Origin of the sequence: Fructobacillus papyriferae, from assembly GCF_018437225.1 — a bacterium.
In the GTDB taxonomy this organism is placed as follows: Bacteria; Bacillota; Bacilli; order Lactobacillales; family Lactobacillaceae; genus Fructobacillus; species Fructobacillus papyriferae.
In genome coordinates, this window is the sequence record NZ_JAAMFI010000001.1 from 508,439 (window position 1) to 531,152 (window position 22,714).

At 38.0% G+C, this 22,714-nt stretch carries 21 protein-coding genes; 2 read left to right on the top strand and 19 right to left on the bottom strand.

Annotation, left to right across the window (positions count from 1 at the left end):
- Positions 1 to 148 precede the first annotated feature (148 nt).
- Both rpsO and rpsT read left to right on the top strand, forming a co-directional pair.
- The gene (gene rpsO / locus G6R27_RS02355; RefSeq protein WP_213809476.1) at positions 149 to 418 is read left to right on the top strand and encodes a 30S ribosomal protein S15; all 270 of its coding nucleotides are present in this window, start codon (positions 149 to 151) and stop codon (positions 416 to 418) included.
- 46 nt (positions 419 to 464) lie between these two features.
- Positions 465 to 716 carry a 30S ribosomal protein S20 gene (rpsT, locus tag G6R27_RS02360; protein ID WP_213819475.1) on the top strand — a complete coding sequence of 84 codons (252 nt, stop codon included), beginning with the start codon at positions 465 to 467 and terminating at the stop codon, positions 714 to 716.
- 115 nt (positions 717 to 831) lie between these two features.
- Here rpsT and G6R27_RS02365 read toward each other — a convergent pair whose 3' ends face one another.
- The 19 genes from G6R27_RS02365 to G6R27_RS02455 all read right to left on the bottom strand — a co-directional run bounded on the left by G6R27_RS02365 (position 832) and on the right by G6R27_RS02455 (position 22,541).
- Positions 832 to 1,497 carry a hypothetical protein gene (locus G6R27_RS02365; RefSeq protein WP_213819476.1) on the bottom strand — a complete coding sequence of 222 codons (666 nt, stop codon included), beginning with the start codon at positions 1,495 to 1,497 and terminating at the stop codon, positions 832 to 834.
- A 201-nt stretch (positions 1,498 to 1,698) separates the two neighbouring features.
- Complete coding sequence (locus G6R27_RS02370) at positions 1,699 to 3,063, bottom strand: CHAP domain-containing protein (RefSeq protein ID WP_213819477.1); 1,365 nt, start codon at positions 3,061 to 3,063, stop codon at positions 1,699 to 1,701.
- Positions 3,064 to 3,342: 279 nt separating this feature from the next.
- Complete coding sequence (locus G6R27_RS02375; RefSeq protein ID WP_213819478.1) at positions 3,343 to 3,762, bottom strand: GtrA family protein; 420 nt, start codon at positions 3,760 to 3,762, stop codon at positions 3,343 to 3,345.
- A 76-nt stretch (positions 3,763 to 3,838) separates the two neighbouring features.
- On the bottom strand, positions 3,839 to 5,350 hold the full coding sequence (locus G6R27_RS02380) for an acyltransferase family protein (RefSeq protein WP_213819479.1): 1,512 nt from the start codon (positions 5,348 to 5,350) through the stop codon (positions 3,839 to 3,841).
- A 63-nt stretch (positions 5,351 to 5,413) separates the two neighbouring features.
- A complete protein-coding gene (locus tag G6R27_RS02385; RefSeq protein WP_213819480.1) occupies positions 5,414 to 7,204 on the bottom strand; it encodes a DUF6020 family protein in 1,791 nt (596 codons plus the stop codon).
- Positions 7,191 to 8,150 (bottom strand): glycosyltransferase family 2 protein, encoded by a 960-nt coding sequence (locus G6R27_RS02390; protein WP_213819481.1) that lies wholly within the window; start codon positions 8,148 to 8,150, stop codon positions 7,191 to 7,193. The genes G6R27_RS02385 and G6R27_RS02390 overlap by 14 nt, the downstream gene beginning before the upstream one ends.
- Entirely contained in the window at positions 8,143 to 9,528 is a 1,386-nt protein-coding gene (locus tag G6R27_RS02395) for a DUF2142 domain-containing protein (protein WP_213819482.1), read from the bottom strand. Before G6R27_RS02395 ends, G6R27_RS02390 begins: the two co-directional genes overlap by 8 nt.
- Before the next feature lie 13 nt (positions 9,529 to 9,541).
- Positions 9,542 to 10,438 carry a glycosyltransferase family 2 protein gene (locus tag G6R27_RS02400; RefSeq protein ID WP_213819483.1) on the bottom strand — a complete coding sequence of 299 codons (897 nt, stop codon included), beginning with the start codon at positions 10,436 to 10,438 and terminating at the stop codon, positions 9,542 to 9,544.
- Between the two features lie 66 nt (positions 10,439 to 10,504).
- Positions 10,505 to 11,467, bottom strand: a complete 963-nt coding sequence (locus G6R27_RS02405; RefSeq protein WP_213819484.1) for a glycosyltransferase family 2 protein — start codon at positions 11,465 to 11,467, stop codon at positions 10,505 to 10,507.
- Positions 11,467 to 13,032: a glycosyltransferase family protein gene (locus G6R27_RS02410; protein WP_213819485.1), complete on the bottom strand. Its 1,566-nt coding sequence runs from the start codon at positions 13,030 to 13,032 to the stop codon at positions 11,467 to 11,469. The genes G6R27_RS02405 and G6R27_RS02410 overlap by 1 nt, the downstream gene beginning before the upstream one ends.
- Positions 13,033 to 13,038: 6 nt before the next feature.
- Entirely contained in the window at positions 13,039 to 13,980 is a 942-nt protein-coding gene (locus tag G6R27_RS02415) for a glycosyltransferase family 2 protein (protein ID WP_213819486.1), read from the bottom strand.
- A gap of 81 nt (positions 13,981 to 14,061) precedes the next feature.
- Complete coding sequence (glf, locus tag G6R27_RS02420; protein WP_213819487.1) at positions 14,062 to 15,252, bottom strand: UDP-galactopyranose mutase; 1,191 nt, start codon at positions 15,250 to 15,252, stop codon at positions 14,062 to 14,064.
- Complete coding sequence (locus G6R27_RS02425; RefSeq protein WP_213819488.1) at positions 15,252 to 16,022, bottom strand: DUF4422 domain-containing protein; 771 nt, start codon at positions 16,020 to 16,022, stop codon at positions 15,252 to 15,254. The genes glf and G6R27_RS02425 overlap by 1 nt, the downstream gene beginning before the upstream one ends.
- Positions 16,019 to 17,344 carry a hypothetical protein gene (locus G6R27_RS02430; protein ID WP_230791140.1) on the bottom strand — a complete coding sequence of 442 codons (1,326 nt, stop codon included), beginning with the start codon at positions 17,342 to 17,344 and terminating at the stop codon, positions 16,019 to 16,021. Before G6R27_RS02430 ends, G6R27_RS02425 begins: the two co-directional genes overlap by 4 nt.
- 77 nt (positions 17,345 to 17,421) lie before the next feature.
- Positions 17,422 to 18,045 (bottom strand): YveK family protein, encoded by a 624-nt coding sequence (locus tag G6R27_RS02435; protein ID WP_213819490.1) that lies wholly within the window; start codon positions 18,043 to 18,045, stop codon positions 17,422 to 17,424.
- A 16-nt stretch (positions 18,046 to 18,061) separates the two neighbouring features.
- On the bottom strand, positions 18,062 to 18,694 hold the full coding sequence (locus G6R27_RS02440; RefSeq protein WP_238480067.1) for a sugar transferase: 633 nt from the start codon (positions 18,692 to 18,694) through the stop codon (positions 18,062 to 18,064).
- Between the two features lie 62 nt (positions 18,695 to 18,756).
- Positions 18,757 to 20,199 carry a flippase gene (locus tag G6R27_RS02445; protein WP_213819492.1) on the bottom strand — a complete coding sequence of 481 codons (1,443 nt, stop codon included), beginning with the start codon at positions 20,197 to 20,199 and terminating at the stop codon, positions 18,757 to 18,759.
- A 338-nt stretch (positions 20,200 to 20,537) separates the two neighbouring features.
- The gene (locus G6R27_RS02450; protein WP_213819493.1) at positions 20,538 to 22,127 is read right to left on the bottom strand and encodes a GH25 family lysozyme; all 1,590 of its coding nucleotides are present in this window, start codon (positions 22,125 to 22,127) and stop codon (positions 20,538 to 20,540) included.
- 12 nt (positions 22,128 to 22,139) lie between these two features.
- Positions 22,140 to 22,541 (bottom strand): hypothetical protein, encoded by a 402-nt coding sequence (locus tag G6R27_RS02455; protein WP_213819494.1) that lies wholly within the window; start codon positions 22,539 to 22,541, stop codon positions 22,140 to 22,142.
- Positions 22,542 to 22,714 lie beyond the last annotated feature (173 nt).

Consider the following 22,714-nt stretch of genomic DNA (forward strand, 5'->3'; position numbering starts at 1 on the left):
TTAAACGCGCCTTTCTGCCCCTTGATTTTATTCTAAAAATCCGTATAATTAGGTCTGTTGTCAAAACAACTGTCCAAATTCTTAGATTAACGTCTCACCGTCGTTTTTCTCAGAGCTTTGGAGACATTTTAGAAAGGTGGAAATGATTATGGCCCTTACACAAGAACGTAAGAACGAAATCATGAAAGAATATGCTCGCCACGAAGGCGATACTGGTTCAGTGGAAGTTCAAGTTGCGGTTTTGACTGCAGACATCGCAGAATTGAACGAACACATGGGAGCGCACAAGCATGATTTCCATTCACAACGTGGTCTTTTGAAGAAGATCGGTCGTCGTCGTAACTTGCTCCGTTACCTCCGTGGTAAGGACGTTACGCGTTACCGTGAATTGATCAAGCGCTTAGGTTTGCGCCGTTAAGCTATTGCTTTTCAAAAACCAGCATCAAATTTAAGGAGATAGACATATGCCGATTATTGAATCATCTATTCAACGTGTTCGTTTGAGCAAGAAGCAACACGATCGCAACGAACCACAACGTTCTGCTTACCGCACTGCCGTTAAGCGTTTCGTTAAGGCTGCTAAGGCCGGTTCAGACGATACTGCTGAATTGTACAAGCAAGTTTCTTCTGCTATCGATCGCGCCCACTCAAAGGGCTTGATCAAGAAGAACAAGGCTTCACGTCAAAAGTCACGTTTGGCTAAGTACGTAAAGTAATTGATCTTAAAAGAAACCCCCTTCACCGTTTGGTGGAGGGGGTTTTTGTGTCAGAGGCGTATTTGTAAAAAAAGGAATCACCGTCATGATGATTCCTTTTTTTATCAAATCAAATTTACTCAATAAGTTTGAAATTTAACTTTTCAACCGTCGATCGGCCGCCGTTGGCATTCACGAATGACAAGACGTCCGACACCGTTGCCCGGTATTGACCATCATCATCCTTACTAAACGACAGAGGTTTTTTCTGTGACTCTGTATCATTGCTATTCATGACATAACGGTAATAAGCCTTTGTTGAACCACCATTCGTTGCTGTTGCGACAAAAGTTGGTGTTGAATCCGACTGACGCGTCATCGTAATTCCCGAAGCAGACTGCAAAGCCTTCCAAGATGAATCCCCATTCACCATACCGTACAACGTGAGCATCCGATAGGCCAAATTATCACTGGATCGAAAATCATCTTCGGTCAATGTGTTGCTCGTTGAGTTGGAACTCGATGAAGAGGAACTAGACGAACCATTGGCCGATGAATGATTGTTCGCCCCCTCTTTTGTATCCGCATTTGTATTTTGATCAGAGTCGTCTACAATGGTCCCTTCACTTACTGCATTCTTCTTCCATGAGCCATCCTTACTAGAACTCGATTGACTAGCACTTTTCTTGACAAGCTCAAGGTTCGCTGATGAATTTAATTTTTTTGTGGTGAGGACTACTGCCCCGGTTCCTACGACAATCGTTAAAACAATTGTTACCAGTAATTTGTTTTGCTTAATCACACTGGTCGATCTCCTAAAAATTAATATTGAGATGACATCAAAGAAGACATGTCTTTTCAATTTCAATATTATAATCATTTCATGGAGATTGCAACAAGATGTGCAAGGTTTTTCGAAACATTTTCGATTATTATCGTCTAGAATATAAAAATCACTAAAGCATCTGTTTTTAGAACTTTACTACTACAGAAATTCGAGTCATTAATGGATGTATTCAAACTGATCACTACCATCAACCCAACGTTCAGAAACACCACCAAACCCTGCGCGTGCATTCATTTCGCTGATGCGAATTCGATTCCCCTGTACCTCTTTTACGACCGCAACATGTCCATAAGTACTATCAGCAAATGCTTGACCAGGCTGGAAAACAACTGCTGATCCAACACTCGGATGGTTATCAACAACATACCCATGTTGCCGTGCAGTCGCTGACCAATGACGAGCATTTCCCCAATAATTTCCAATGAACGGCAGTTCTTGTTTGACATAATACGTACAGTATCCGAAAGGATAGGTATTATTTGCACTAGCCTGACTGTGGGGGTAGGCGCTTCCTTGTAACCGACCTTCACTATCAAAATGATATAGTCTCCCATCAATCCAATGATCCCCCGTCACTTTCAAGTAACTTACCGGATCAAAATAGTACCGACTGCCGTACCAATCTTTCCAACCCGTAATGATTCGTCCATCTTGGCCAAACATGTACCACAACCCCCATGAACTTCTGACATATTGGCTATTTAATTTGTAGTAGCCATTCGAGTCAAAAGCATAGTAAGTTCCATCAATCGCCTTAACATCGTGATAGAATTGTCCATCTGGGCCTGCATAATAGTCATGGCCCCACTGTTGCACCCATTGATTGGTCCGCTTGTAATAAGTGTTATCTTCCCCAAAGTAATAATAATCATTACCGATCTTTTGAACGCCCTGTAAGGCGCGTCCATCTGATCCTACATAATAGTCATGCCCCCATTGCTGTATCCATTGATCAGTCCGTTTGTAATGTGTGTTATCTTCTCCAAAATAGTAATACTCATTACCGATCTTTTGGAAGCCCTGTAAGGTGCGGCCATCTGACCCTACATAATAATCATGTCCCCATGCTGACGCCCAGGTATTTGTCCGCTTAAAGAATCGATGGTCATCACCAAAGTAATAGTAGTCATTTCCAATCTTTTGAATTCCCTCGACCATCTTTCCTTCGTCATTTACATAATAATCCAATCCCCAGGCCGACACCCACTGATTATGTCGTGCATAGAATGTTCCGTCGTCACCAAAATAAAAGTAATCATCTCCAATTTTTTGAACACCTGATAAAGCCCGACCATCACTGCCGATATAATACTTATTGCCCCATTCAAAAGCCCAACTATTACGGACTAATTGCCCATCTTGATAATATTCATAACCGCCATTAGTTGGTCGGAACCCATTGTTCTCATCGGCCTGAGCAATTATTTGGTTTGTTGCAGGTAAATCAGCGGATTCTGTGACTATACTCGCCGAAAAAACACCAAAGGCCATAGCAAAAGGAATTAATAGTTGATGTTTCATTGTCATCTCCTTTTCAATTATTCAATGATCAACAATATAGAAATAAACTATCTCTTTCATTGGAAACTGGAGAAGAGTCAGCCGAACCCCTTGAATCTCATGTCAAATTAAGCAAAGCTTATTTTTCATTCATCCTCCCGACATTCGATTTTTCCACTCTGAGTGTAGCAGGTAGAGCACTGACAAAAAATATGCCTTTTGTATAATATTGCTATATATCACGCCAATATATTCTTATATGACATAAAAAAGGTGGTTACCAACCGGTAACCACCTTTTTTACTCTTCAATTTTCTTAAAGATAAACAACTTACTCAAGACGTAATTCGAGACAATCACGAAGATGTTCTGAATGCCGTTCCATACCAGATCATTCTGATGCAAGATCTGTACACCGAAGGCCAGAATCAACCAGCCAATCACACCGGTCACAATTCGCGCCAAATAGAACTGCCAGATCTCACGGGCTAATCCGGCCAAGTCTCTCACCTGAGACTTAAAGACCCAGATGCGGTTCGTCAGATAAGCGAAGAGCACCGCCAGAAACCAAGAGGCCACATAGGCCAAAGTATAGTCCCAGTGCAGCACGGCTGAGAAGAGCGAATAGGTCACTACGGACACAACAAAGGTCATGCCCCCAAAGAAGAGATATAAGATAGATTCTTCGTACTTTTTGTATAGATCAAATAATGCATTCATGACATTCCTCAATAAAATAAAACTATAATTAACAGCTTACAGGAATGGGGCGACAGAAACAATAAAAAATTTTGTTCTATGCCCTCCTTAGCCAATACACCACTTTATAAAGAGTTAGTATAAAAAAACAAATACTCAAAATCACAATCCATTTAAAATACGATAAACTATCACCAGAATTATATTTCAAAAGTAATCCAACGATCCCCTTTGATAAATGTTTATTGATAAAAGCTATAAAAAAGCTTAACAATAAAAATTCAATGATAAATATAGTATTATGAAACTTTATTTTTTTCTTCTTGAATGATTTATTTAAAAAGACTGAGAAAATAATAAATTCGAAAGCCAATAGTGGAATTATAAAAAAAGCAGTATTGATCAAAGTATTCACAATATTATAAATAAGAACATAAATATTTCTCCCGACTGTCGGAAAAATAATTTGCCAAAAAAAGATAAATTGTAAAAAAGCCATTAAAAAAAATAATTCTCTTTGTTTTTTTGAAATTCTATTCCATGAGGACTTCAAAATAAAATAAATATGATTACCATATTGCCTCATATCAATGTTATCAACAATCCCCCCCCATAACCTTTGAACCGTATACCTACGAACCATATCAATGAGTATCGAGAAAATAAAAATAGTGGCAATAACAGCAATTGCAAAAGGAAACAATCGAAAACCTGTATGATAAAATGATTGAACATTAAAGAGCGTATGCCATATATATCGTCTCATATACGGATTATCGTGAATTAAGTAAACACCAAAAGTTGAACCACTAATCAAATTTACCATACGATTATACCTTGGTTTAGCGGTTATGGTCATGATGAATATTTCAACAGTTGATACCAAAACAATAAAACTATGAAGGTCCCAGTATTTACTATTTACAATCGACATAATATATAGAGCTGACACCGATAAAATTGTGAAAAGAATATGTTTCTTATGATTTAATTTATGAATATCAACAAAATACCTAATATACCCAGCAACCATATATAGTAAGATAAACCAGCCTAAGTAACTTAAGGGGGCAGAAACATTGAAGAAAGTTGGTAAAAAAGAACAGAATAATACGGCCAATAATAAAATACGTAATATCACTGGTTGTTTGACGTATTTAAAAGTGACGTTCAACAATGGCGATAATGCCATCAAAAAGATGAAATTAGTAGCAAACCAATATCGATTATAAATAAGTGGAAAAAAATTGTAAAAAGCATCTATCTTCGTTATCGGAAAAAATGGGTGCAAACAAAAGGTAAACAATAAAAAGATTCCAACCGAATAAAACCATATTTGCGCATAAATAAGCAAAAACTTTTTTAATGTGAAAGCTTTTTTTGATACGAAATATCCTGAGATTAAGACAAATATATCAACACCTAATTTTCCACCGCTCCTAAAAAAATCTAATATAAAAACGTCGATACCGCCAGAGAGGGAGGATGTATCAACCCATTCAAATCCATGCAAGGCAAAATGATGAGCGACAATAAGTAACATCGCAATTATTCTTAAGAATTCCAGATTTGAATTCCTGACTTTTTGTGATTTGATTTCAGTATTCATTTAAACTTCCTCAATAAAATGAAAAAGCCACCTAACGATGGCTTCAAAAAAGAATTCACTTCTCTATCTTGATGCTTTAAAATGATTTTTTTCATCTTTTTGCATCTTGGTATTTATCAACATTAACAACATCGGTGTTACGGCAATCAACCCCAAAGTATATCGTGTCGAGTTTGATAAAGGTGAAAGCATCGCAATCGGAATTTGCAATAGAACTGGCACAATTAAAGTAAATTTTTTCCAATTACTGAAATAAGCTGGTGCCATAAGCAATAATACAACAATCCAAAAATTACCATGCATAAAAAAAGCAAAATGAGAATTAAAAACCCGATCATATATAATTCCCAACCCATTTCGAATAATATTGTGATATAACTTATGAGTCCATTTAGAGTATTGCAAACTACCATACCCATGTCCTATAGAATCTGATGGAATAGTTGTAGCAACATCATCCATAGGTATCCTTGATGGCTCCAAATAATTACCAACTTGAGCCACAAAGCCATCATTCATTACCTCAGGATGCTTTTTATAAAGTTCTAACCATACTTTATTGAAATCTTCCCAGTCCTTCTTTTTGACGGTCTGGAATCGATATCCAAGCTGTGTTGATGCTTTGGAGAATTTATCTGGATAACCAGAAGATTTCAAAGGATCAACATTATAGGTTTGATACAATTTCCCCATGTTTTCTACTTTGAAAAGTTTATTCAAGGTTTTGTATTGGCTTTCTGAGAGATCATTAGGATAATACTTTAAATATCTTCCCACCTGTTGAATTTGTAATCCCTTTCCTTCAATCGGATCTCCATTTAAAATAACGCCATTGCTGGATAAAATCAGCAACATAATTTTAATTACAGCAACTGGCAGTAATACGGATATACTTATTTTTTTCAGCCCGGCTTTTTTTAAAGAAAAAACTAAAAAGACACCAACCAAGAAGAAAAGTATCGAAGCCCACTTAACCGCTATGGATCCAAGAAAAACCGCAAAAAACGTCATGGTCATCCATCGAATATCCATTCTTTTGTTTTGTAAAAGAATCTGAATAAGAAGACCCATAAAAAGTACAAATGCACTCAAAAATAATGGATTCTTCGAGAGTGAAATAGTACTTAGGAATATAACGGGATTAAAAATGATAAATACAGTTCCGATCGCCTTCAAATAAGTACTTTTTGCTACATTATGAATAACACTTAGCGTGTACGAATATGAAAAAACTGCAAAAAGAAAATGAGACAATCCCAAAAATAAATAAGCCGGTAAATATGAATCAAATATTAACCAACTATATTTAATAGTAAGCCCATAAAATGCAGTTAAAAAAGCACCATGCTGATTAGTCCAGACTGTATTAGTACCATCAGTTAGATATTGGCCAATTGGATACACATTAAAAATGTTTGCAGCAGCTACAGACGATTTAACATCAACCATCTCGTGAATTTGTGCAACAAGATCCCAACCCGAAACAACGGGAAAGAATGGTAATAAGAAAATTCCCCATAAAACTAAAATAAATAAAAATGACTTTTTCTTAGTTTTGAAGAAAATCATCTTATGATCAAGCCAACTTACTAATTTGTTTTTCTCTTGGACAAAACTATCCTGGTATGAGATAAAGCCCAAACTTAAAGTCGCGAAAAGTATTGACAGTAAAACAAATTTAGCGAATAAGCCAATATCATTATAACTTCCAGACATGGTCCCTAGGCCGTCTGGATAATTGACTTTTAAGCCATAAGAATTGAAAAAAGATAAAATTAACGAAACACTAACTACAGTAAATTTTTGCAGTAAGTTTAAATTATTTAATCGAATAAACTTCTTACTGCTTCCCATTAAGTAAACCTTTCAAACGCTCATCTGCGCGAACCAAATCCAATTCAAAGTTTCTTTTTTCATTATTCTGAATTGAATTCAGAATAGAACCTGAGAAAAATGTAATTACAGAAATCAACAAGAAAATCATAGAAACAATCAGAGTTGGAAAGTTGGCCACTGTATATGTTTCAGAATATGGTAATAGAACGCGCCATACGAAAGAAACAACAGCAATCAAAGCTGAAACAAAGGAAAATACTGAATAGAAAGCAAATGGATGATATCCTCGATATAAATTGAGAACAGTTTTTAAAACTTTAAATCCATCACCATAAGTATTTAATTTTGACTCCGATCCCTCCGGACGGTCACGATACGAAATTACTTGGTTTTCGACAAGCATCCGTTTCTCAGTGGCGTGAATTGACATTTCAGTTTCAATTTCAAACCCTCGTGATAAAACTGGAAAAGTTTTTACAAATTGATATGAAAATGCACGGTAACCTGTTAAGATATCGCGAATGTTTGTTTTAAACAAAAAATTAATTAGTGTACGTACTAAACTATTTCCAACATTGTGAAACGGCCGTTTATTTTCTTCAAAATAAGTTGATGACAGGCGGTCACCAACAACCATGTCAACATGTTTATCAATAATTTTTTTATACATTTCTGGAATTGCTTCCACAGGATATGTATCATCAGCGTCAATCATAATGTAAGCTTCTGCATCAATCTCACGGAACATACGGCGAATAACTGCACCTTTCCCTTGTGCATATTCGTGTCTTACGACGGCTCCGGCCTTTTCAGCTAATTCAGATGTATTATCTTTCGAATTATTATCGTAAACATATATAACTGAATCAGGAATTTCACGGATCACATTTTTCACATCGTTCACAACTTTTGAAATTGTCAACGCTTCGTTATACGCAGGAATTAAAATTGCCAATTTATCCATTTTTTCTCTCCGATTTACTTACTTCACAAGAATCATCTACATAATAAAATAACACACTCAAAAACATTAAGGGAAGAAAATAACGCATTTGTAATCCTTTAATATCGCTGACATCATAAGTTTTATCAATACCACCGGGGTATACTTTCGTCCATGTTACCAATAAAACAAACAACGTTAATAGTAGTACAGCAAAATAAACTGTAACTGCTAAAATGATTGGGAAATACTTTGAAATTCGAGATGTCAATTTTATATTATCATTTCCAGAAAATGAGTTGTAATTGAAAATAATTGATAATACCAGAATAAAAATCCCAAACATTGCTGTTAATGCGCTAAGTTTTGCACCCGCACTATCTGTCCCAATTGCGGATAGAAAATATAAAGGCGTGTTTAATGCAAAATTCCAACAAGCGAAAAAAGCACTTATTAAATGATGTTTAACAAAAGACACATTATCTTGAAGTCCATAGAAACTAGTCAAAACTGTTGAAAAGGTTTTCGACCACAGAAAATAAGAAACTAAACCAATAAGAACAGAACCAGATCCTGCCAATAATTTTTTTCTTATAGAAAAGAATTTATTTGGTAATAAAAATACAAGTAATAATACCGGTACATATGCAACCTTTAAATTGAAAAAAATCACAGTAAATAACATAAGAAACGCTATTTCAGTATGACTAATCTTATTATTTAAAGTTGAAGATTTCTTTAAATTAAGAATAAAAGCAACAAACAAAGCTGTTACTGAGATGTTTGTAGCATCGGCACTAACCGATGATGCTAAAAAGACTGATAATGGAAAACTACCGATTGCAGAAAAAAGCCACTTTCCCTTTGGCAACAATGTGATTGAAAGAGCCATTATAAATACGTACGACATCAAATTTGCAATTCTTGCTAAAGTCCATGCTTGAAATGTGCCTAATTTTAACAACATGCCAACTTTTAAACCAACAGCAGGAAACATCCAATTAATCATCGGGTACTGCGTTCTAACTAGTTCCTTAGTTGAAGTGTTTGGGCCATTAAATGATTTAACTTGGAGATCTAAATTTTCATCCTTTTGAAATGGATTAATGACACTATTCTCATAGGCCCAATTTGCCCCCTCTCTTGAAAGATATGATTTTGACCCATGGATCACCATTTTTTTCATATTATGGCTATCAGAATCAGCTTCAAAACTACCTTTGACTTGGCCAGTTGCCAATGCATATGTATTAAACAAATGCATGTCATAATCACCTAAGGTTTTTGGACCAATGTTTGTTACATATAAACTACCAAGTGAACATGCAAAAATTAAGAAAAATACTAATGGAAAAAAACTCTTTGAAAGACTATCCTTGATTGATTGTTTTTTATTCATTGCACGCTCACAGTCACTTTTTTTCTTCAGCAAACTCAATCACCGGATTAAAAGTCTTTCCAGCCTTCATTCCTTTCTTCATAACCGCTAACTTTTCAGCCTTGCGATCAGTCTTAGAAAGCTTAATTTGCCAGTATTCTGCTAACGTACGCAAACGTGCGCGATTTTTGCGATACCAATCACGCTTACGAACATAGTAGCCCTTATTACGGTATGAGTAGAAATAACGAGGAGTACGGTTAGGTCCATCGTTCAAAAGACTTGAGCCAACATTAGCCCCCATTTTGTGTGTGACCTTGGCTGATGGCACAAAGTAACCTGGTGCCACACGACCAGCACGCTCTGTATATTCGATGTCGTCTCCCCAGATAAAGAAGTCCGTAATTGGCAACCCGATTTGACCAACAATATCACGCTTGAGTAGTAACGATACGAAAGTGGCATTCTGTAATTGAACTGGTTCCACCTGATCCTCTGGAATTACATGCAAACGGTTCATGGGCGCGGGTTGATTCATCTTAGCACGATGACCATCTGTCCAACGAACATCAGAAGCTAAGAATCCAAATTCTTGCTTTTCATCAGCAAAAGTTAATAGATTCTGAAGCGTATCAGGGTGAGCCATCGTATCATCATCCATCAGCCAAACAAAGTCGTCATTCGTCTGTTCCATAAAGTAGCGAACACCTTTATTGAAGCCACCAGCGCCGCCGAGGTTTTCTTCTAAGCGGACGTATTCGATTTGATTACCAAGTGATTCCAAATATTCTTTCGTATCGTTCTCACTAGCATTGTCAACTATAATGATATGGCTAACTGGAACAACTTGATTTTGCAAAGCTTGGATAGCTTCTTTTAACATGTCCAGTCGATTGTACGTAACAACAACTGCAGATACTTTTTTTGTCATAGCGACTTCCTTTATTTTAAATTAACCAGTTTTTTAAAATTACACCCAATTATTAATGGCCCATTATTATTTTAGCAGATTATCCTGAATGATAAATCGTGGACGCTTTTTAGTTTCCTTAAAAACCTTACCGATATATTCGCCAATAATTGACAAAGCAATTAATTGAATACCACCAATAAACCAAATGGAAACCATAAGTGATGACCACCCTTGGATTACATGTCCATTAAGATACTGAATGGCAGTATAAAACAGCATAACAAAGGAAACAAAAGTTGTTAAAATTCCCATGAACAAAACTAAATGCATAGGGGCAATTGAAAAAGAAGTAATACCATCCCAGGCCAAAGCAAGCATTTTCCTCAGTGGGTATTTCGATTCACCCAGTTCTCTTTCTTTACGTTTATAGTAAACAACAGTACTTGGAAAACCAATACTTGGTAAAATTCCTCTTAAAAAGAGATTTTGCTCTGGATAATCCAAAAGTTCATCCACAACCCTACCTGACGTCAAGCGAAAATCCGCAGACTCAGGAACTAATTCGACTCCAATTTTGTTCATTAACTTGTAAAAAGTGTCAGCTGTCCATCGTTTGAATCGCGAATCAGTTTCTCGGTCATTTCTGGCACCATATACCACATCGTACCCATCCAGATAATTATCCACCATCTCATAAATGGCCTTTACATCATCTTGTAGATCGGCATCAATGGTTATAAACACATCACCATATGGACGACTAGCTGTTAATCCTCCGATAATCGCGTTCTGATGACCAAAATTTCTTGAAAAATTAATTCCAGAGATGTAATCGCTTTGTTTAGAAGCGTCCTCGATTATTTGCCAAGTTTTATCTTTTGACCCATCATTAACAACAACGAGCTTACTTTCATTAGATACCTTCTGCTGTTTAATCAGTGTTAACAGTACGTTTTGAAGTACATCGAGAGACTTACCAAGTGCTTCTTCCTCGTTATATGCAGGAACAACAATAATAAGTCTATTTTTTTTATTTGTCGTTAACATCAAAAGTACTCCTTAAAAATTGATTTTCTACTCAACCTTTTTAAAAGAAGAGCTCCTTGAGTAGCTAAAAGAATAATTAATGGTAAAAATTGGATCACATATCGCGATCTTCCCCCTTCAAAAAGTAAAAGAAAAAGGAAAAAACCAAGAATTGATAATTTTAATACTAAATCAAACTGTGATTTTATAAAAATACCAAAAATGGACAAAATTATAATTATTGTCCACAAAATTTGTTGGACAAGACGGAAATTGTACTTAGAATCTGTAGCTACGCCTTCTTTATTGACAAATAATTTTCGTGGTAACGTATTCGCTTCTTGTTGATTATTGGGATGATTAACCAAAAGGTAGAATTTTGATTCTTGGCCCCATCCAAATGTACCATCTGCAGTGTTTAACTGTTGTTTCTTCACAATAAATTTAAGGTATCCTACAAAACCAAATTTTTTCAATCTAGTTTCAATCAATTCGATAGATTTTTTATTTCGTTCTTTTGGGTCTACAATTGCCTTCGAAGAGGAATCATCTTTCACATTAAAAGAACCGTTCCCTTTCATTCCCATTGCCATGAAGTGCGTTAATGGTAATGATCTCCCCTTTTCAATCTTAACAAGACCATTATGGTTTACTAAGAATGAATTTGTAGAGGAAGTTGCTCCCCAAAAAGTTAAAACGAATATAATCAAAAGAAAAACATTTCGCCAAAAATGTTTTTTATTCTTAAACAACAAATAAACAGCCGTACAAATTAATACAGCCAAAGGTAAAATTATGGTTGATGGTTTCAACATATAAGCGACTGCTGTTTCAAGACCAATAACAACCACAATAGTGAGCATTTTTATCAGATTTTCAATTTCATAATACTGCTTAAACTTTAACAAACTGAAAATTAACAGAGACACAGTAAAAAATGAAAAAGTATCTGTATAGGGAATAACGACGAAAGGTAATAACGTAAAAGAAAATAGAGACAAGAATAAGGTTATTTTCCTCCCTGATTTTCCAAATAACATACTTGATGATAAATACAACAGAACCGTGGCGATATCAATTAAAATCGTGTTGAACCAGTTCAAATAATAGAAAAAAGCTTCAAACTCAGGTTTCCCTGTCAAAATCCAAACTATGTGCTCAACTTTTAGTAAAAATAAATTATTAGGATAGAATGAAAAATATTCAATTTTTTTTTCATGACCAGGTAAGACAGATTGCGCAACAGTCGCCCAATCCCAAGCACCCCAGCCAGTTAAATTCTTAATACAGTAGTATTGCCAAAAAAGAAGTAGAAAAACAATACTACAAACACCAAAATGACTGACTAATTTAGTATTAAACACAGACTTCTCAAAAAATTTTTTTACAAAATTGAAATGGAATAAGAATTTATTTTGGCAAATAACAAAGAAAGCAAATAATGCAAAAATAAACAATAAAAATAGAACAAAAAATTTGTTTGAGCCCGTAACAATTCGGGGAAAAAGCGAAACTGTTCCCAAAAGCGAGATTGAAAGCAAAGCCAATAGTAGTGTATTAGTTATTCGTTTTAAAAATGAGTACATAATAATTTACTTCTCTTCTTTTGCTAAATAAATTGGTCGATTCTTAGTTTCGAAAAAGATCGCGGCAATATATCGTCCGATTACGCCAATCGAAAGCATTTGAACACCCCCGATGAACAGAATAATTGTCACCATTGATGGCCAACCCGCGACTGACGAATTGGATACCAGCGCCCGTATAACAATGAAAATCCCGGCTAGGATAGATCCAGTGAAGGTTAAAAATCCTAATAAAATAACGAGCGTTAATGGCACTGTTGAAAAAGAAACTAAACCTTCAACTGCGTATCGAAATAACCCCCAGAAGGACCAGGAGCTTTGACCAGCCGATCGATTCCGATCCTCGTAACTTAAATACTTCGTTCGAAAACCAACCCACGAAAAGATGCCTTTTGAAAAACGCTGATTTTCAGAAAGCGTCAGCACAGCATCCACCATTGACCGATTCATCATCCGAAAATCTCGAGCCCCTTCAACAAATTCTGTTTGTGAGAAACGATTCATCACTTTGTAAAACAGAGATGAGAAAAAAGATCGAATAGCCGATTCCTGACGTCGATCGGAACGTTTGGTAGCCACGCAATCGACTTCGTTAGATACTAGTGCTGAAAGCATTTCAGGCAACAACTCAGGGGGGTCTTGCAAATCCACATCCATCAAAGCAACTAAATCGCCTTTCGCTTTCTCTAATCCAGCATATATTGCAGCTTCCTTACCAAAATGCCGTGATAAGGATACATAATGAACATTGTCATCTTGCTGATTTATCTGACGTAAAACAGACAAAGTTTGATCCGTAGAACCATCATCAATAAAAATGAACGAAAATGAATAAGGAATTATTTCGCGTTTTAATGCCACCACCTTTTCAAGAAAGAGTGGAATTGTTTCTTCTTCGTTGTAGACAGGTACAACGATTGATAATACTGCGTTCTGTTGCAAATCCATCGATGTCCTCCCTCCGGGTGAATGCAATGAACTACTTCTATGTACGCATCTCCTCATCAGAGATGCTTTAAATCGACTTTCTTACTTCACCTCATCATGTGCAAAGTTAAAGTCATCATCGATACCGAATTCTTGACGAACCGTGTTCAACGCATCGTTGAAGACTTGGTCCATATCGAAGTAACGGTACTTACCCAAACGACCACCAAACATCACTTCAGGGGCGTTTTCACGAGCTTCTTGGACGTACTTCTTGTACAATTCCGTGTTCTTTTCGTTGTTGACTGGGTAGTACGCTTCCTTCGTGCGGTCCCAATCTTGTGGGTATTCACGCGTGATGATCGTCTTCCCTTCGTCAGCCAAGCCGTCGAAGTGCTTCCATTCCATTTGACGAGTAAATGGCGTTTCAGCATCCGTGTAATTAATCACGGCGTTCCCTTGGTAGTTGTCGGAATCAATCGTTTCGGATTCAAAGCGCAGTGAACGGTATTCTAATTCACCATGCTTGTAATCGAAGAACTGGTCGATCATTCCCGTGTAGAGCACCTTAGGGAATTCAGCCAAGAATTCATCCTTGTGGTCGAAGAAGTCCGTGTCCGTCATGACATCGATCAAACCATCTGCACGTTCGACCATGTGTTCGAAGATTTGCGTATAACCGCCAACTGGGATTCCTTGGTAGCGGTGGTTAAAGTAGTTGTTGTCGTAAATGAAACGAACAGGCAAGCGCTTGATGATGAAGGCTGGCAATTCCGTTGCCTTACGTCCCCACTGCTTTTCCGTGTAGCCCTTGATCAAGGCTTGGTAGATGTCCGTACCGATCAATGAGATGGCTTGTTCTTCCAAGTTCCGCGGTTGACGGTCGCCCAATTCCTTCAAGGCTTCGGCCTTTTGTTCTTCGATCTTGGCCTTGGCTTCGGCTGGCGTCTTTGTTCCCCACATTTGGTAGAAGGTGTTCATGTTAAACGGCAAGTTGAAGAGCTTACCGTTGTAATTAGCCACCACTTGGTTCTGGAAACCGTTGAATTCGGCGAACTGACGAACGTAGTCCCAAACCATCTTGTTATCCGTGTGGAAGATGTGGGCACCAAAATCGTGAACCGTAATGCCGTTTTCAACGTGGGTGTGCGTGTTACCACCAATAAAGGCGCGCTTTTCGACAACCAATGAACGCTTACCGCGCTTGGCTGCTTCGTAAGCGAAGGTCATACCGAAGGGACCAGCCCCAACGATCAAGTAATCATAGTTCTTTGTGTTAAATTTGTTAGTCATTAGAAATGTACCTTTTTCTTTGAATTTGGGAAGAACTTTCGTTTCAAGAACTGCGTTCCTTTATCGAACCAGTTGGTCTTTTCCAAAGACACCACCGGAACTTCCGTGTAAGAATAACCACGCGTATAGAGCCAAGTGTCCATCAAACGTTCGGACAAAAAGCCGAAGACTCGAAGGTCCTCGCCTTCCAGTGTGGATAAGTCAACTTCTGCCTCCACCTTTTCCAAAACACCAAAGAGGAAGCTCGCATAGTCTTCAAAAGCTTCCTGCTTCATGATAAACATATTGAAAAGGTGCGCCTTGGTCGACTTTTCCATCTTCTGAAAAGCTGGATAGAACTCAGCAAAATCATTCTTGATGACCTTTTCCATAATGAAGTAGGGCTTGTTGGCATGGGCATGCAGATAATGATTGCGCTGATTTTCAATAAAGTAATTTCGAGCCTTTGGCAAGATCACCTCATGATCGCGAAGCAAAAATTCGATCTGCGATCGACTCAATCGATCGGATACGTCATGAGACGCCTTCGAACCCAAGTAACGACGGTAGTGCATCAGGCCCGTGAAAGCACCTTTTTGATTCTTCCAAGCCCAATAAATAGCTGTCAATTCGTTGAAATTCGGGTTCTTAGACGAGATATTTTCTCCCTGATCATCACGTTGATACCCCTCTGGAATCGCATCACGTAGTGATGAGCCAACCATAATTGGCTGATAACAGCCTCCTGTTGGAATGTTATATGGTTTGTGTGTGGCAACATATACGGTCATGATTGAAGCTCCTTTTCAGCTCGGATCAGATGCTCACGATAGAAGAAAAACATGAGCAGATAAGGCCAAAGGTAAATCCGGATAATAAAAATGGATGAAAACGCAATCATCACAATCATCGTAATGAAGGCAATATGCAGTGTCTGATCCCATTTTATATCAAAAACATTTAAGTTAGCATGGTCGATTCGGTAAGTCTTCAAGAAAGAGCGTGCAACCAAACGAATCAATAAATAAATCGCTGGAAGCATCACGACCAATCCAAACGAGGCAAACCACCCCATAACCTCAGATAGAATTGGAAATCCGTATTGAGAATACACATGCTCATACTCAAAATTATGAGTAAAAATCTCAGGAATATTCTGAATAGTGAAATAAGAAGTGAACCCCGTACCAACGCCTGTAAGAGGATGAGAAAGGAAGGTCAAAGCCAGGGCAATCGTTCCACCCGTTCGATTATCCGTCCCCTGCTTTGCGAACAAGAACTGATTCAACGTATTGTGAATCGTTGGTACGCTGCTATAGCCAACAGCTAACAGCAGAACGCCAAGCAAAGCGACAGAAATGATCGAAAGACGCAAATACCCTCTTGACCATAATACCCAGAGAATAAAAGCAATAACTGCAGCAAAGATACCAGTTGACGTTCTGGCCAAAACCAACGTGCCCATAATCGTGAAAGTGAAGAGAACATTAACAATCACGTTTTGCTTAGCCGTTTTTAACCTATTCCAGAGTTGATAGCCAGAAGCTGAAAGCCCAACTAAAATCGGCAAATAAATGACACTCAACATATTAGCCAAATAAGAAGCCTCTGGCTCAAAGCCATTCACCCGATACAAGGTCGTGGCATATGAACCGTTAGCATAAAAATTATAGTCACCATGTGCTTGCCAGTGGCTCTCAAAAAATGAAGCTAAGGTATTCACGTAGCCATTTAGACGTTCAACGTGCAACGTAACAAGTATCTGTGGAAAAATAACAAAAATCAGATAAATCAACAAAGCGATTAAGCCTGATTTAACAAATTTTTTTTCATCCTTTTCACTGCGTACAAAAAGTTGAATAACTGCCCAAGAAAGATAGACAGCAACTGTCCACCCCCCTAAATTGATCAGCGAATGAATTAAGCCCCATGTCACTTTGCTTTCGCCAACGTGCATATAGGAGCTCAGGATAGTCGCAAACTGGACAACCCAGACAAACAGCCCCATGACAAAAGCCGTCTTAGAAGGAACAATTTTCTTCCAAAGCAGTGGCTGTTGGTACAAACGGAATAAAATAGCAATTACAAAAAAAGGAAATGCAACCATCGTCATTGGCTCTGCCAAAGAGTAAGTATACATTTTCGAAAAAAATGTGATTGGTAAAAGAAAGTTAACCATCGCCGCTCAACTTATCCTTGTTTTTTTAACTGCTTATAATTAGCAACAATACCCGTAATCATTAACACGAAAACGGAGGCAACAAATCCGAAAGCTGCACCAAAGATCGTCAACTTTTTGCTGTTCTTCATGCCGACAGTGGTTACATCAGAACCATTAGCAGCAGACATCAACGTTGGTTGCCCCATATCCGGATACAACTTTGGACCATATTCTGCAAATACTTCAGCATAAGTATTTGCGAGATTCTTAGCCTTATTTGTTGAAGCGCCCGTAGCCTTAAAATTAAGAACCAACGTATCAGTAGCGTTCGTAACTGATACCGCTGAATTAATTTCAGATTTCGTCATATGGTCTGATAAACGATCCTGTACTGCGGATAGCAGTGAATCGTCTTTCGAAAGTTTTTCATACGTTGGCAACATCGCTTTATCTGCTGAAAATCTTGAACTTGGGTCTTTTACATCTGTATTGTTCTTGGCAACAATAACAGAACGAGTTGCTGAATAGTTTGTGCTTGTCTTAGCAGACTTAGCGTAAGCAAAACCTGCACCAGCAAACAAAATAGTAACGAGTACAATCACCCAACCAAACTTCATCAAACGCTTAACCATATCCATCACTGAAAATTCCATACTCTCCACCTTATTCTTAATACGCGCCATCGCCCTTAAAAATCGCAATAACCGTCATAAATAATATTTTAAAATCTAAACCTAAATTAGCTCGCTCAACGTAATCCAATTCAATCTCGGCACGTTCTGGATAACCGATGTTGGACCGTCCTGATGCTTGCCAAAGCCCAAAAACTCCCGGCTTAACCGACAAGAATTCGTTAATTCGCTCTTCGTCGCCATATTCGACCAACTCACGTTCGACTACTGGTCGCGGTCCGATTATAGACATCGTCCCTACTAAAGTATTCCAGAACTGTGGTAATTCATCTAACGACGTACGTCGTAAGATGGCCCCGATTTTCGTAATTCGTGGATCCTCTTTAGTAGGTAGCTTGTAGCCATTTTCCACGAATTTCTGATACAGCTTTTTATCCGACTTCAAGATCTCATCGGCATTATCAACCATCGATTGAAACTTGTAAATTTTAAAATGCTTTCCATTTAGGCCAACACGATCTTGACTATAAAAGACATGCGTCGTTCCCTCTGAAAACTTAATCCAGATTGCAATTATTAAGAATACTGGTGAGAATACCACCAATGCAACGATGGATACCACAATATCTAATAAACGTTTGGGAAGACGATAGAACAAGAGCTTTTTCAATGCCCCATCCTCCATTAATTTAGTGTATGTTCACATTGGCTAATTATACCAGAAAGCGCTTCTTAGCGGAAGAAAGTGCGATTTTTTAGCTGATCTAAAATTGGCGCACGAAGTACTAGCAAGGCAATGGCATAGACGAACAGTCCGATGATTGTTTCCACCACTGTTGAAACAAAACCAACCCCATGACTGTTCACGTAGCACATAACCGCCACATACATCACAGCCGATGCAACAAGATAGCGCCAGATTCCTGTGAAGTGTGCCAATACCGCCATATCTTTACGGGTCACCACAAGCTGATACCCGATTACCGCTAGTTCAGAAAGCGATGTCGCAATAGCCGCTCCCTCAACGCCCCAGACAAAGATGAAGAAAAAGTTCAGCACAACGTTCAAGAGCGCGCCAAAAGTAACCGACCAGGTGAAGTCGTGAAGCCGTTTTGTTGGAATCAAGAACTGGTTTCCAATCACGTTCGACCAGCCGATAAAGACGATAATGGGTGTCAACAAGACCAAAGCTGTCCCAACTTCGCCCCATGACTTTCCCAGGAACCACAACATTGCCGTTGGGCCAACAGCTGCAATTCCCGTTGCCAAAGGAATGGCGATGGCTGAGACAAAGTCCATTGACGAATGAATAGCTTTTTTCATCTGATCGTGTTCGCCCGCAGCAAAGTGCGCAGACATGCGAGGCAACATGACCATTCCTACAGAGGTCACTAATGCCAAACAAACTTTAATGATCTTATCAGCGTTGTCATAAATACCAGAAGAGGCCGTAACACCCGTGATAAAGGGCAGCATCGTTTTGTTCAACTGCAAGTAGATCTGCGTGGCAATCGTTGGCAAGAACATCAAGAAAACTGGCTTCCAGTGCACGTTCAATTCAAGGCTGGAAAGCTTGGGCAGCTTGAACTTACCAATCAAGTAGAACCACATTGACAGGTTTCCAACTACTTGCGAAATGGCCAAAAGCAAGATGTAAGCACCAACGTCGCTTGGCTTTTTGACCAGCCAGAAGATCAAGGCCGTCATCAACAGCTTGATTAGCATGTTGCGCAAGACCGTTTTCTTAAAGTCCTCCAATCCCATGAAGTACCATGAGATATCAAAGATTCCGGAGAAAATGACCCAAATCTGATACCAGAGAAAAAGCTCGTTTTCATGGATTCGGTGATTGACCGCTCCACCACCATAGATAAAGGCGATATAGAGCAAAATGGCCACGAATCCGGCCAAAAAGTGAATCGTTTGAATTTCCCAGAACTTCTTTTGACGAAGTTCGAAATCATTATGAATGTAGGCGATTTCACGGGATCCATAGGTCACAATTCCTAATGATGCAATCAAGAGGAAGTAAGTCACCAAGGAGTTCGTCCAAGAGGCAATTCCGACCCCGTCTTTGCCCAATACACGAGCCAAATAAGGAAGCGTGATGATCGGAACAATAATATTCAGCAGCTGGTAGGCTGCGTTGTAGAGATAGTTTTTAGCGACTTGCATGATTACCCCACTCAAAAATAAACGCCTTCAATGAAGATGCGTCCCGTCCCCAACACAATTCAATCTGGTATAAACTAAAACATTCACTAATATTTTAGAAAAATAGAAAATCTGTAATATATTTGATCACTGTCATTATAATATACAATCACACTCATAAATACACTACAAAGGACACAACTATTATATTTTACCAAAAAATCTTAATAGTTTGACAGCAGACACCACCTACCGTTTGTTACCTATTAATTTAAGCTGGAAAAATTTTTAAATAAAAAACCGAAAGCCTCACAAAACTTTCGGTCAAAATGTCTATTTCAATTAATTAATTATTATTTCTAACTGATAATTGCACCAGAAAAGTTATCACAATGATAGAGGACACCGTTAAACATTACATCGCCGTACTCCATATCACCAGTTTCCTGATTATATATCACCCACTTATTACCTTGTGACAAGTACTGCTTCCCAGTTTTCATCTCACCAGTCTTTTCGTCGAATAGATGCCACTTTCCATCAATCTTGATCTGACCACTCTTCCGTCCGCCATCCCAAGTATCAAAGTAGTATTTCTTACCGTCTACCGTTTGAAGACCATATTGCATTGTACCATCTGTTCCATACAATACCTGGCGACCATCAACCGTCTTCAGACCAGTTACCATTTCACCTGTCTTTTCATCGAAATAGTACCACTTTCCATCAATCTTGATTTGACCACTCTTTCGTCCGCCATCCCAAGTATCAAAGTAGTATTTCTTACCGTCTACCGTTTGAAGACCATATTGCATTGTACCATCATACATGTCATAGTAATACCAATTATTATAGTCTTTCAAAAACTGGAGACCATATCGCATGGCTCCGTTCCAATTATCGAAGTAATACCAATGTCCTTCATCTTTTTGCTGACCGTAGAGCATTTGACCATTTTCCCGATCATACAAGACCCACTTTGTACCACCATTCCCATCAGAAACCTGCTTACGACCATATACCATGGCACCAGACCACGTATCAAAATAATACCAATGTCCTTCATCTTCTTGTTGACCATACAACATTTCCCCAGTTTTCCGGTCATACAGAACCCACTTCTTTGAATCCTCCAAATATTGAAGTCCTACTTGTTTTTGACCAGTAGAATCATCGATTAGGTACCACTTTCCATCGATATTCTTTTGAACAAACTTTTTTTCTGAAGCCATTCCAGCATAGTCAATCGACATATCAAACGTACCGTTTATCCCGGGAACCTTAGCATTTGACGTCCATTGCCACATTCCATAGCCTTTATTCCATAAATCACTCGAACTAGGGTTATACGGATATGATGCCATCCAAATACGATCATTAGAAATAAACGGAACATTTAGGCGCATGGTATTCCAATAGGAAGTGTAAGTGTACAAAGCACGATTTTGAAATCCACGAGCTTTAAGCTGCTCGTTAAACATCCAGGAACTACCAGAAACCCCACCATTCTTTGTCGAGTTATCCTCCAAATCATTTACTAAAAGGTCCTGATCACTAAATCCTAATTGCCGAGCATAATCAGCAAAATAATTTGCTTCAGCTTGAGCAGCCCAACCATCGCCATATACAGAATAATGATAAGCAGAAACTCTCATTCCGGCAGTACGAGCATTATTGACCTGCGATTCAGCATATGGATTACGATAATAATTTCCTTCAGTTAACTTAACAATGACTCCTCTAATCCCATAACTTTTCATTTTTTGAAAGTCAGAAACAGACAATTTTCCGTTATGAGAAGAAATATCAACAACATCCATTGCGGGTATTCCAGATTGCCCTGCTGTAACTTGTGCAATATCCGCAGCATTTACGACACTATCTTTATTGAAGCTAACGCCAAATGTAGAGAGAGCTAGCACAGTTAGTAAAGTGATTTTTTTATTCATTTTTAAATCTCCTTATTGATGATAGTTCTCTTTCGCATAAGTCACAGCAGAAACCCCTTGTTGTGATGCTTGAGTAATTATAGATTTAATATCAGAAGGTGCCCAGGTGTCAGCTGGTAAGCCCGCTTCGTTTAATTCTTGCGTAACTTTCTGAATCATAGCTGAATCCACAGTAACGCCACTGGCTGTTTTATTTGGATCATATTGATTTGTATTTTCCGGATTTTTCTTAGAAACAGAACTTGATGAATTTGATTCCTGGATTGAAGAGACATTATTGGAAATTTTGGAAACTGAACTTGAACTAGTTGAGTTATTATTCTTTTGCGATTCGCTGGTTCCGAGTTTATAAGCACCGAAGATAACTACTACGGCTACCAACAGAGCCGCAACAGAAATTAAAAATTTTTTCATAATTTTGTTCCTATATTCATGTTGTTTTGTTTTACAAGACTAATTAGTATTTTACACAGTCTCGGGCATTTTTAAAGCATTTTTACTATTTTATGATAAATTTTAAATATTGTTTAAAATATAAGATTGCTATTCAGAAAAATTTTTTTACATTTCAATCTGTTTATTAATAA